A 13804-nucleotide genomic window follows, 5' to 3' on the forward strand; every position below is an offset into this window, starting at 1 on the left:
TGGGACATGGCGTGCATAATATCCTTCATAAAATACTTTTTTCTCAAACAGAGAGAAAAGATCATTTTACTAATACGGATTTTCCTCTTCGTGCAATTTATAAAGTACAGGAAGATCTTTATAATTTAGGGCATGATATAGCTTCTGGTAAAGAAGTTTTACTCCCTGAATATGAGGGAGTAGAAGATTTTCGCAAGAGATTGAATGAAAGTGCTAAACTTATTCTTCATGCCTTTCATACCAGTGATTTTGCTGCCCAAAATGATGAGACCATCGCACCGTCTGCTCAATGGCTCATTGATAATTATTACGCCATTGATAAAACCATACAACAGCTACGCCGTAACCTCCCCAAGTCCTTTATAAAGCAACTTCCTCTTTCTAGACAAAAAGCAGGAATGCCACGAATTTTTATTTTAACTTGGCTTTATATCGCGCATACTGATAGTAGTTTTTCACAAGAAACACTGACTGCTATGATTAATGGATTTCAAGAAGTTTGTGCGCTCACAATTGGTGAATTGTGGGCTCTTCCTTCTGTGATGCAGATGCTGCTCATTGAAAATGTCCGTCGTCTTTCAGTCCGTATTGAAAAAGCGCGGCGTATGCGTCATCTTGCTAGTCAAGTGGCTGATAAAATTTCTCTTGTAGAAAATAAACCAAAACTCCATTCTATTTTTACGCAGTATCAACCACTTACTATTGATCCAACCTTTTCAGCGCATTTATTTTATCGTTTGCGCAGTGCATCTATTGATTCAACCGTAGCATTAACTTGGCTTGAAAAACAATTGGAAAGCCAAGGCAGTAGCTTAGAGATTGCAACAGCCGATGAACACACCCGACAAGCAGCAGATGGTGTGACCATGGGTAATATTATCAGTGCTCTTAAAGCTATAGATGATGTTGATTGGACAGCATGGTTTGAAACAGTGAGTTGTGTTGATTCTATTTTGCGTAAAAATAGTGATTTTTCTGAAATTGATGCTCACTCACGCAATATTTATCGACAAGTCATTGAAAAAGTTTCACGCTTTTCACCTCTTAGTGAACTGGAAGTTGCACATAAAGTTGTAGAAATGGCAAATTCCACTTCTAAAGATATGCCTCATCATTCTTGTGTGGGGTGGTACCTTGTTGATGATGGTTGTGGTATATTTGAAAAGGCTTGTGGATATATTCCGCCCTTTCTCATAAAATGGACACGCGCTTCCTGTTGCTCAAAATTGAGAGTCATGGCCGTTTCTGTTTCTTTTCTAACGCTTGCTCTTTTGCTTGTAATTTACGTTTTTTTACAAGTGTCTGGCATGACACAATGGATGTCTTTTTGCTTTACTGTATTGGCGCTTTTTCCTGCTATCGATGCTGCTTTTGCTTTATTTAACACTGTTGTTTCTTGGTTTGTCCCATCAAAACAACTCATTGGTTATGAATATAAAGAAGGTATTCCGGGATATGCGCGGACAATGGTTGTTGTACCTACTTTGATGACATCACGCGATGATATTGATGAACAAGTGCGCAATCTTGAAGTGCACTATCTTTCCAATCCTAAAGGTGCCATTCATTTTGCACTCATTACAGATTGGGTGGATGCTCCATTAAGAGAAACGCAAGATGATCTTGATTTATTACACTATGCGCAAAAGAGTATTGATAAACTCAATAGTCGTTATCATCGTGATGAACTTCCGCTTTTTTTCCTTTTACATCGCCGACGCCTTTATAATACAAGCGAAAAATGTTGGATGGGATGGGAACGAAAGCGAGGAAAACTTCATGAACTCAATCGACTCTTAAGAGGCGATAAAAACACGAGCTTTTATCCTCCCAATCCACGTCTTCCTATGGATTGCCGTTTTGTTATGACTCTGGATTGTGATACACGTCTTACTCCAGAGAGCGTCACACAACTTGTTGGAAAGCTTAACCATCCACTCAATCATCCCATTTTTGATCCACAAAGTGGAAAGGTTGTAAAGGGCTATAGCATTTTACAACCACGCATTATTCCTTCTCTTACAACAGAAAAAAAAACATCAATTCTCCAACGCGTTTTTTCTACCAACCGTGGTATTGATCCTTATGTTTTTGCTGTTTTTGATACGTATCAAGATCTTTTAGGAGAAGGTACCTTTATCGGTAAAGGGCTTTATAATATTGATGCATTTGAACGAGCACTTTACGGCAAAATTAAAGAAAATACTGTTCTCAGTCATGATCTCTTAGAAGGAGGATATGCTCGTACTGCTTTTGTAAGTAGCGTAGAAATTGTTGAAGATTATCCGACAGCTTATAATATTGATGTTATGCGGTATCATCGCTGGATCCGCGGTGATTGGCAACTTTTACCTTATCTTTTTTTTCCTCGTCAAATAAGCTTTGTAACGCGTTGGAAAATGCAGGATAATTTACGTCGTTCTCTCATGCCACTTATGTGGTTAATCGCAGCATTTTCAGGCTGGACTCTTTTGCCATTAAAGAGTGCAATCGTCTGGCAACTATTCTTGTTGTTTAGCTCCTTCATTTCACCCATTCTATGTGTATTAAAAACGTTTGTCTCATCCAATATAGATCATTCTTTGCGTGGACATTTTCAATTAATTTTGAACAAAATTGCTCTTACAAGCGCTGATATATTTCTTAAAACGACGTTTCTTGCGCATTCGGCGTATTTTATGACCGATGCGATTATTCGTACACTCTATCGTATGACGATTTCAAAACAGCATCTTCTTGAATGGAAAACTTCTGCCGCAACAAAATCAATACCCAATAGTTTGCGTTTCTATGTTTTTACAATGGCACCAGCATCGCTTATTGGTATTCTTACTATAGCACTCCCCCTTTTTTCTGATAGTTTTGCAAGCTTGGTTGCTTTGCCTTTTGGGATAGCATGGTTTTTTTCACCCTTCATTGCTTGGATTGTGAGTCAACCTTCAACCTTTCAAGATAGCCTTTATCTTTCTTCAAAAGATGAAAAAAAACTCCGTTCTATTGCACGGCGGACATGGCTTTATTATGGAACTTTTGTCAATGCACAAAACAACTATTTGCCTCCTGATAATTTTCAAGAAGATCCTGAACCTCTTATAGCTCAACGTACATCTCCTACGAATATCGGGGTTTATCTCCTTTCTATTATTGCAGCACGTGATTTTGGTTGGATTGGTGTTGAAGAGACCATCACCCGTATTGAATGTACATTACGCTCTCTTGCAAAAATGGAAAAGTTTCGTGGTCATCTCTATAATTGGTATGAAACGGATACACTCAGACCTCTTTTACCTACTTATGTATCAACCGTTGATTCAGGAAACCTTGCCGGTCATTTGGTAACACTCTCTTCTGCTTTAAGTGAATGGGCTGAAAAACCTCATATTTTTTTTCAAAGTGACCGAGAAGGCTTATTGGATGTTTGTACTATTCTTGATGAGACTGTCAAAGAAATTCCAGATCATCAATTCAGTTTACGCCCTTTACGCCAAAGAATCGAAGAAAAAATCACTCGTTTTCATGACTCTGTCTTCACTTTTATAGAACAAGAAAATACGATCCCTTCTCACATCATGAACCTTTCACAGGTAGCCCACGATATTGTGCACTTAGTCGGTGAATTTGATCAAAAAATTCAAACGATAGAATCTGCTCGTGCGCTCTCTTGGGCTAAATGCCTTCTCGACACCTGCAACGCTCATCATCATGATGCTACTGATAATTGTGATACTGAAAAATTATGTAAAAAACTAAACCAGTTGGCTATAGCAGCACGGCAAATAGCCTTTGAGATGGAATTTGACTTTTTAGAACAGCCTAAACGGCACCTTTTATCCATTGGATATCGTGTGCAAGAAAACAAACTCGATGAAAATTGTTATGATCTGCTTGCTTCAGAAGCACGTCTTGCAAGCTTTTTTGCTATCGCAAAGGGAGATATAAAACTTAAACATTGGTTTCATCTTGGTCGACTCCTTGTACCGATAGGTTGGAAAGGTGCGCTCCTATCATGGTCTGGTTCCATGTTTGAATACCTTATGCCCTCTCTTGTGATGCATGAACCGTTAGGATCTCTACTAGATCAAACAAATCGATTAATTATTCGATGTCAAATACAATATGCCCATAAACGAGAATTGCCATGGGGTATTTCAGAGGCCGCATTTAATGCTCGCGATCATTTAATGAACTATCAATATGCTCATTTTGGTGTTCCAAGTCTCGGCTTCCAACGTGGACTCTCACGCAATGCTGTCATTGCTCCCTATGCCAGTCTTCTAGCGGCACAATATGCACCTTCTTGCGCTGTCGCTAATTTAAAACGACTCCGTGATCTTGGAGCTTTAGGAACATATGGTTATTATGATTCTGTCGATTTTACCCCTTCACGCGTGAAGATAGGGGAAAAATATGCTGTTGTACGCAATTATTATGCGCACCATCATGGCATGTCTATCCTTGCTCTTAACAATGTTATTTTTCAAGGGCGAATGCGTGATCGTTTTCACCGTAATCCCGTTATTGAAGCAACTCAATTGCTCTTACAAGAAAGAGCACCCCATTTTATTCCTATTATTCATACCAAAGCTGTTAATAGTATGCGCAATAAGTCTCAAGCATTTGACGCTGCCCCTTTGCGTATTATTAAAAATCCGTTGCTCAAACCACGAGCAACTTTGCTTTTGTCTAATGGCTCTTATTCTACCATGTTAACAGCTAATGGTTCTGGTTACAGCCGTTGGCACGATTATGCGATTACGCGCTTTATTCCTGATGCAACAGAAGATCAACAAGGTACTTTATTCTTCTTACGTGATACGCATAGTGGACGCTGGTGGTCTGTTACTGGTGAACCAACACGCGTTATTGAAGAAGAAGCTATCAGCATTTTTACAGATGAAAAGGCTGAATATACAAAAATAGTTGATGGTATTAAATCAACACTTGAATGTCTTATTACATCTGAAGGATGTGGTGAAGGGAGACGTCTTCAACTGATGAATACGACAAATAAAGATCGACTCATTGAAGTTACCTCTTATGGTGAACTGGCACTCGCAACAATGGATGTAGATAGTGCTCATCCTGTTTTTTCTCGTATGTTTATAGAGACAGAAATTGCTGAGGAAGGCAAAACAATTTTTGCCAAAAGGCGTAAACGCTCACCTAGCGACCCTGATATTTATATTGCTCATTTTGTTTCTAGTACAACAGATATTCTCCAAGAGACCGAAGCTGAAACAGATCGCTCTCTGTTTATTGGTCGGGGGCGATCTATTCATCGTCCCGCTGCATTTGACCAAAATACTCGTTTTAGTAACAGTCAAGGTTGTGTTCTAGATCCTATTATGTCATTGCGCTGCTGTGTACAAATTCCAGCCCATGGCAAAGCAGAACTTATTTTTTGGACTTTTGCTGCTCATACAAAAGAAGCGTTGCATAATCATATTAAACATTATCGACAACCTGATATGTTTCAAAAAGAACTTTCAATGGCATGGACGCGCTCACAAGTTGCACTGTATCAGAGTGGAACCCAGCTTAAAGAAGCTATTGTTTATCAAAAATATGCAACACCGCTTATCTATCCAGACCGCACATGGCGTCTTCCTTCTGAAATATTAGAAAAAATGCTTGGAAAACAGTCTGATCTTTGGCCCATGTCCATTTCAGGAGACAATCCACTCTGTCTTCTTAGATTAAATAACGAGGGAAATATAACTGTACTGCGTGAGCTTCTTAAAGCACACGAATATTGGCGTATGCGCGGTCTTATTGTTGATTTGGTCATTCTCAATGAACAAGCATTTTCCTATATACAAAATACACAACGTGCTCTTGAATGGGTCTGTGAATCTTATCGTCGCCACACGCAAGAAGCAGATGGATGCCAACATATTTTCACGCTTCGGCGCGATCAAATAAGTGAACAGAGTTTTAAAACGCTTCTTGCATCAGCGCGTATTGTTCTTGATGCCCAAAATGGCTCTTTATCTGAACAGCTTAAACGGCTTGATGAGAATGATTTTGATCTCGCAATCCGTAAAAATTATCAAGGATCTTATGAACAATTAGACTCTTCGAAATATAATGAAAGAAGGCAAGTTACACCACAAACGGAACAAAATCTTTTTGCTTCCATTGGTCTTGTTAGCCAACAAAAACCATCTTCTTTCCCTACGAATGGAGAAGATCTAAGATATTGGAATGGTTACGGTGGTTTTAATCAGCATAATCATTATGTAATACGTCTTCATGGGCATACCACCACCCCGCATCCGTGGATTAATGTTATTGCTAATCACAGGTTTGGTTTTCATGTTTCTGCTGAAGGTGCAATTTTTACTTGGGTTAATAATAGTCGCGATTATCAATTAACTCCTTGGGCGAATGATCCAACGTCTAACCGGCCAGGAGAAGCACTTTATTTGGTTGATCACCAGTCTTTAAAACGTTTTTCACCCGTTTCTACCGTAGAATGTGATGAAAATGTTGTCTATGATGCTTGTCATGGTTTTGGATTCTCAACTTTTAAATCGACACATTCAGAAATTGCATTAGAACTGACCCATACACTTGATCCTGAAAAACCTATTCGCTTTTCACGTCTTATTCTCACGAATAAAGGGGAAAAACCACGCAGTTTACGCCTTTATAATTATGTTGAATGGGTTTTGGGAAATGTTCGTACCAAATATGCCCCCTTTATTGTTTTTTCTTATGAGGCTAGATGGGGGGCGCATTTTATTCAAAATCCCTATCACATCGAAAAATCTCAACAAGTCACATTTTTATCAGCCTCCGAAATGCCAACCAGTACGACGACCAATCGCGCTGAATTTATCGGTGCAACGGGAACCGTAACACATCCAAATGCGATCCGTAAAGCTGGTGCTCTTTCGAATATCATTGCAGCAGGATGTGATCCTTGTTCAGCATTTGCCTATGATATTGATCTTTTACCAGGGCAAACAAAAGAAATCATCTTCTATCTTGGCAGTGCTGAAAATAGGCAAGAAGCTGAAAAACTACTTGATCAAGCACGTGCAAGCGATTTTGAAATTCTGCTCATAAAACAAAAACAACAATGGAGTGATTTTGTTTCTCCTTTCCAAGTCAAAACACCTGACTCTTCTTTTAATCTTATGGTCAACCACTGGCTTCCCTATCAAATTTATGCATGCCGCATCATGGCACGCGCAGGCTTTTACCAAGCGAGTGGTGCATTTGGCTTTCGTGATCAGCTACAAGATAGCTTGTCTTTGTTATTGCTGGAACCACAATTGGCCCATGACCAATTGTTAAATGCTGCAGCGCACCAATTTCTTGAAGGGGATGTGCAACATTGGTGGTTGCCTGATACAAATGCTGGTGTTCGTACACGGATTTCTGATGATATCGTTTGGCTTGCATATGCAACAGCTCTTTATGTCAATACCACTGGCGATGATGCCTTTCTTGATACGCTCATTCCTTTTATTGAAGGTGATGTTCTCAAAAGTGGGCAACAGGATGCTTATTTTCAACCCACTCAATCCTCAAAGGTTACAACAGTTTATGAACATTGTGTTTTAGCTTTAGACCTTGCCATTAAACGCTGCGGACCACATGGTCTCCCTCTTATTTTAGGTGGGGATTGGAATGATGGCATGAATTTGGTAGGTGCGGAAGGAAAAGGCGAAAGCATTTGGTTAGGATGGTTTCTTGGGTACACATTACAAGCATTTATCTCTTTAGCAAAAAAACGTGGTGACAATGACCATATGCAAATATGGAATACGTATCTTGAACATTTAACAAAATCCCTAGAGAAAAACGGTTGGGATGGTGCTTGGTATCGACGTGGTTATTTTGATGATGGAACACCTCTTGGCTCTAAAATCAATGATGAATGTCAAATTGATACCATTGCTCAATCTTGGGCTGTCATTTCTCAAATGGCATCGCTTGAACGTCAAAAACAAGCAATGACATCAATGCTAAAACATCTCTATGATAAAAAAGGTGGACTCATTCGCCTTTTTTGGCCGCCTTTTGATAAAAGTACACTCGAGCCTGGTTATATAAAAGGTTATCCTCCAGGAATTCGAGAAAATGGTGGTCAATATACGCATGGTGCCATTTGGAGTATTTTAGCATTGGCTGAAATGGGACAAAACGATGAAGCTTATGCTTTATTTTCTGCGATTAACCCTATTAATCATGGACAAGATCCTGAAACTTATCGTGTTGAACCTTATGTGATGGCGGCAGATATTTATGCTGTTGAACCACGATGTGGTCAAGGCGGTTGGACTTGGTATACAGGTTCAGCTGGTTGGTTTTATCGTGCCGCAACACAAGCGATTCTTGGAATACAACGTCAGGGAGACTTGTTATTTTTACAGCCACATTTACCTTCTATTTGGCCAAAATATGAAGCAAAAATGAAATTTTGTGATGCCATTTATACTATTAAAGTAAAATGGGGATCTGAAAATATGCTCTATGTTAATGGCAAAGAATATACTGAAGTTCATACAGGGATAAAGTTACAAAAAACAGGTCAGCATGAAATTTTACGTATTATTAAATCTTAAAAACGAAAAAAGAGAACAGGCTTTTTTATTCTTGCCCAAAATTGTAGAGTTGTTATAGTCCTTGCGTCGCCTATATTAACCGTGTTGGTGCATAATAATTTTAGATTCGATGAGACTGAAAGAAAAAGGTTATGAATCATCCGGATATTGCTAGACGTGTTTACAATCATACTTGGAAACTTGATCCCATTATTCGTTCACTTCTCGATACGGATTTTTATAAGCTTCTTATGGTACAGATGATTTGGGGACTTTATCCCACTGTCAATGTTACTTTTTCCCTTATAAACCGCTCTAAAACAATACGTCTTGCTGATGATATTGATGAGAGTGAATTACGTGCCCAACTTGATCATGCTCTTAGTTTGCGTTTTTCAAAAAAAGAAATGATCTGGCTCGCTGGTAATACATTTTATGGACGAAAGCAAATTTTTGAACCTGATTTTCTTCAGTGGCTTGAGAATTTTCAATTACCAGAATATGAATTAACCCGTAAAGATGGCCAATATATTCTTCAGTTTCATGGTCCGTGGGCGCATAGCTCTATGTGGGAAATTCCAGCTCTTGCGATTATCAGCGAATTACGTTCACGTACTGCTATGAAAAAGTTAGATCGTTTTGCTCTTGATGTACTTTATGCGCGTGCTAAAGCAAAAATGTGGAGTAAAGTTGAACGTCTCAAAAAATTGCCTGATATTAAAATATCTGACTTTGGGACAAGGCGCCGCCATTCTTTTTTATGGCAGCGCTGGTGTGTGGAAGCATTAAAAGAAGGCATTGGTAATTCTTTTACTGGAACGTCTAATGTCCTTCTCGCCATGGATACAGATTTAGAAGCTCTTGGAACCAATGCACACGAATTGCCCATGGTTATTGCTGCTCTTAGCAACAACGATGATGAATTACGCAGAGCTCCGTATCAAGTTTTGCAAGATTGGAACCGTTATTATGGTGGAAATCTTCTCATTGTTTTACCAGATACCTTTGGTACAGAAGCATTTTTACGCGATGCTCCAGATTGGGTAGCAGATTGGACGGGGTTTAGACCTGATAGTGCACCCCCTATTGAAGGTGGCGAACGTATTATTCAATGGTGGAAAGAAAAAGGAAAAGATCCACGCGAAAAACTTTTAATTTTTTCTGATGCTCTTGATGTCAATACAATCGAAAAAACCTATCATCATTTTCATGGAAGAGTGCGCATGAGTTTTGGATGGGGAACTGATCTTACCAACGACTTTACGGGCTGTGCACCTCAAGAAATTGCAACACTTGATGCTCTTTCCCTTGTTTGTAAGGTGACTCATGCAAGTGGTCGGCCAGCTGTAAAACTTTCAGATAATGCTGAAAAAACTATCGGTAATCCAGAAGAAGTACAACGTTATCTCAATTTTTTTGGTAATGAAACGCGTTTCTAGATTTATAACGACCTAATCTCCAGCTCTTTAAAACGGATATATTAACTCATCATATTATTGATAAGGTTGATCTTTCTAAGGATGAAGGTTCTTAACCTTTGCTGGTCTGTAAAAAGTTCGGCTTCTTGTTGAGCTGATTCCGCTTGACTTCTCATGCATGCGCTTCACTTACATCAGGTCCGACGAGTAAGAATTAAAAATATTCACTACGCATAAAAAAATACTTAACATACCAAGGAGACTTACATGCCTTATATTATTGTCATAAATAACATTGTTTTACGGCATAATGGGATATTATTGTTTTGCATGTTGAATGAGCGCGCGCGAACATCGTAAGATTCTCTCATTTCAAACCTGCTTATCTTGAATCAATCAAAACTATTTGCTTGCACATTACAAGCGGGGCTGGCGTGTGGATAAAATTTATATAAGAAAGGACTAAAAATGGCTCTTATGAACCGTCTTAATGCAAGATCTGTCACAACATTGGGAGTTGGCAAATATAATGATGGGGCTGGCTTGTTACTCCATAAGCGGAACTCTTTGTGTATAAAAACTATAAAATAGCTTTTATGAATGTTCTTAAGTGTTAAGAGCTATTGCAACATTAGAAATTGATAAGAAAACATTGGAGAATAACAAATAGCATGGTGACTATTGGTTTGCATTTTGCAAGGCAAGGATGATAGTGCTCAATGGATTTTATACGCTTTACAGGAAAAATTACTTTATCCGTGTATGGGCCTACCATCATAATGAGTAAAGCATTGAGAAATATTTCGTTAAAATAAGTATGTAAATAACACGATTTGGAGAACCTTTTGTTTTAAAGAAACATCTCTTAAGATACCTAAGCCCGTTTTACGGCGCCGACCATGAATGGTATAATGATAAAGCCATTGAGTATTCCCATCTTTACGTTTGTGAAGCAACAGGCCGGCCCTATCATTATATTTGCCAACTCCCAATGTTGCGACAGACTTTAGCACGTGAAACAGCTCATTAGGTAGGGGGTATTTCTTTTTATACAGTTTTACCCACACGCCATCCCCGTTTGTGACGTGTAAGCAAGTGATTCTGATTGATTCAACAGGGAATAGATTTGCAATGAGAGAATTCTACGATATTCGGGGTTCTAATTCAATATGAATAACGCAAGATTATCTATATAAATCAACGCATTAGTTTTAATGGCATGGACTCATTAAAAAAACAGAGAGTGCAATAATATTTTTATTTTGAATAAGCTTTATGCAAAGTCAAAAAATTTATTCATTCGCATATTATTAAAAGGATGTGCATATGCATAAAACCATTTAAAAAGAACTCTGTTGTTTTTATAAATTATCTTTAAGCTAAAAACAGATGCAACATTAAGATTGATATAATAGACCGACTTCTTTTAACTGTATAAATATAAAAATAGATGGTGTTGAGTAAGCTTTGTATTCTATCAAGTCCTCATCAAGAGATATCAAAACAAATAAGATGTCTTGTTAGAAAGAAATGACTATAACATCTAATGGCTTCTCAATATAGATGTATATATAGAGATCCATACGAGCATTTCTCACAAAGTAATGCTTCTCTTCATGAATGTGATCCATCATGTCTTACAAAGAAACTTTTTATGGACACTTCGTGTTTGACATAGTTTTTTCTAATAAAAATTATTTGACAAACGTATCATTGATGTAGTTTGACACTAGGTTTTGTACTAAGTGGGAAAAGGTGGGATTAGGTAGGAATACGTGATAATTCGTTGTTTTTATGTATAAAATTTAGCATTAAAAGTGCGTTTTGTCAAAATAGATTTTGACACCTAAAATTGTAAAAAAGAGCGAAAATCAGAAAAAAGTGCGTTTTCATAGTAAAAATGAAAGAAGGCTTTGAAAGGTCTTTGAAAATCCTGTGAAAAATTTTGAAAAGTCTGTGAAAGCCCAGAAAACCGCCTTTGAGGACCCTGTGAAAAAAATCAATCCAAAAGTTCAATCGACTCCAAAACCAACCAAAAATGACCAAAAAAGCAAAAAAGATTTCCATATATAAGTGGAAATCTATAAAAATTGAGTAAAAAGTATTTTTTATCAATAATTTATATAAATTTTTTAATGTAAAAAGATTTCCACTTTCATTTTTCATATTAAAGAGGCATTAAGCCGTATCTTGTGTAGTTTCTAGATGTACTCTTTCAGCTTCTATTTGACGCTTTAAATGCAATTTTAGAAGAGGTAAAATAAGCTCGACGTCTTCCGTGTCGTTGATGTCTTGAACAAGCTCTTGCAGTTTTCCATAAAGTTCCGCCGCGAGTTCCGCTATATCTTCAGGGGGGAGTTTTATATTTGCATCGCGATAGGTTGTATAAGCTATGCGACCAAGCTTTTTCATGAGACCAGCAGGTATGGTGGGTGCTTTAAAACCAGCTGCTTTCGCCTTTGCCATGTCACTAAACATTTCGCCTTCACCAGTGACAAGCCAGTCTAAGGATATTCCACAGCGATCTTTATATATTCGCAGTATAGATGCAGGAGGCTCTCGTAAACCCGTTTCATAATTGCGCATAGTTGTTTCGGGAATATCAAAATGTTTAGCAAATTGCTTACGCTCCGCGAAACCAAGGGTATGCCGTATTTCACGCAGGCGTTTTGCTAATGGTGTTTTAGGTTCTAGTTCGGGGCGTGCCAAAAATGCTCCTTATTCATATTTAGGTTAGCTTAAATTACAGGATTTTAAAAAGAGCTTCCCCCATTCATCTTAGAGAGGCATTAAGCCGTATCTTGTGTAGCTTCTAGATGTACTCTTTCAGCCTCTATTTGACGCTTTAAATGAATTTTAAGAAGAGGGAAAGTCGCTTCGACCTCTTCCATGTCGTTGATGTTTTGAACAAGCTCTTGCAGTTTTCTATAAAGTTCTGCCGCGAGTTCCGCTATATCTTCAGGGGGGAGTTTTATATTTGCATCGCGATAGGTTGTATAAGCTATGCGACCAAGCTTTTTCATGAGACCAGCAGGGATGGTAGGCGCTTTAAAACCTGCTGCTTTCGCTTTTGCCATGTCACTAAACATTTCACCTTCACCAGTAACGAGCCAATCTAGGGATACTCCACAACGATTTTTATATATTCGCATTATAGATGCAGGGGGTTCTTGCAAACCCGTTTCATAATTACGCATAGTTGTTTCGGGAATATCAAAATGTTTAGCAAATTGCTTACGCTCCGCGAAACCAAGGGTGTGCCGTATTTCACGTAATCGTTTTGCCAGTTCTGTTTTAGGTTCTTTTTCAGGGCGTGCCAAAAAAAATCACTCCAAATGCTTTTTCGGTATTTACAAAAGCCGAATTTGGCATTATATCTCATATTACCGCCCGATATTGAGGGCAGATATTCTACAATTAATCCCACAAAAAACGGATGTGGGAGCATCCGTTTAAAGCAGGAGCGAAAGTTATGACAACCTCACAAAAATGGGATCGCCATAGTATTTTAGCTGAGCTACGCCGCCGTAACATGACCTTGGCGGAGCTCGCGAAAGCGTATCAACTCCCGTCATCCAGTGTTCAACATATCTGGACACGGTCTAACGAGAAAGCCGAACGCGCTATTGCCGATTTTATCGGTTTGCCCGTTGAGCAAGTTTTTAGCGACCGCTACCCCAAAAGTCGCCGTCGTATTTTTAAAGCAGCAAAACATGCCAACACAGATTCGCGTGCGCATTCTGCTTTGCGCGGTAATGCTGCTTGAACTTCGTTACACGGCTTTGCCGTTTTTGCGCATTTGCCATGAATTTAAATACCATAAGATGAAAA

Annotated in this window: 5 protein-coding genes and 2 pseudogenes; 4 read left to right on the top strand and 3 right to left on the bottom strand. The window is 38.6% G+C overall.

The annotated features are described in order from the left end of the window. The first annotated feature begins 6 nt into the window (after positions 1-6). The 3 genes and pseudogenes from ACFIMW_RS02155 (at position 7) to ACFIMW_RS02165 (ending at position 10564) form a co-directional block, all read left to right on the top strand. Positions 7-8576: pseudogene (locus tag ACFIMW_RS02155) on the top strand (GH36-type glycosyl hydrolase domain-containing protein). Positions 8577-8707: 131 nt separating this feature from the next. Then, on the top strand, positions 8708-9994 hold the full coding sequence (pncB, locus tag ACFIMW_RS02160) for a nicotinate phosphoribosyltransferase (protein ID WP_375607949.1): 1287 nt from the start codon (positions 8708-8710) through the stop codon (positions 9992-9994). A 447-nt stretch (positions 9995-10441) separates the two neighbouring features. Next, positions 10442-10564: a hypothetical protein gene (locus ACFIMW_RS02165; protein WP_375614064.1), complete on the top strand. Its 123-nt coding sequence runs from the start codon at positions 10442-10444 to the stop codon at positions 10562-10564. Between the two features lie 254 nt (positions 10565-10818). On the opposite strand, the pseudogene ACFIMW_RS02170 reads toward ACFIMW_RS02165, so the two are convergent. The 3 genes and pseudogenes from ACFIMW_RS02170 to ACFIMW_RS02180 form a co-directional block, all read right to left on the bottom strand. Beyond that, positions 10819-10986, bottom strand: a pseudogene (locus ACFIMW_RS02170) (integrase); the annotation flags it as partial. A 1165-nt stretch (positions 10987-12151) separates the two neighbouring features. Next, positions 12152-12682 (bottom strand): helix-turn-helix domain-containing protein, encoded by a 531-nt coding sequence (locus ACFIMW_RS02175; protein WP_375607950.1) that lies wholly within the window; start codon positions 12680-12682, stop codon positions 12152-12154. A gap of 80 nt (positions 12683-12762) precedes the next feature. Beyond that, positions 12763-13293 carry a helix-turn-helix domain-containing protein gene (locus ACFIMW_RS02180; protein WP_375607951.1) on the bottom strand — a complete coding sequence of 177 codons (531 nt, stop codon included), beginning with the start codon at positions 13291-13293 and terminating at the stop codon, positions 12763-12765. 152 nt (positions 13294-13445) lie between these two features. Here ACFIMW_RS02180 and ACFIMW_RS02185 point away from each other — a divergent pair, with 152 nt between their 5' ends. Continuing rightward, positions 13446-13739, top strand: a complete 294-nt coding sequence (locus ACFIMW_RS02185; protein WP_375607952.1) for a helix-turn-helix domain-containing protein — start codon at positions 13446-13448, stop codon at positions 13737-13739. Positions 13740-13804: the final 65 nt, after the last annotated feature.

Origin of the sequence: Bartonella sp. AC329YNZD (assembly GCF_042196685.1) — a bacterium.
Classification (GTDB): domain Bacteria; phylum Pseudomonadota; class Alphaproteobacteria; order Rhizobiales; family Rhizobiaceae; genus Bartonella.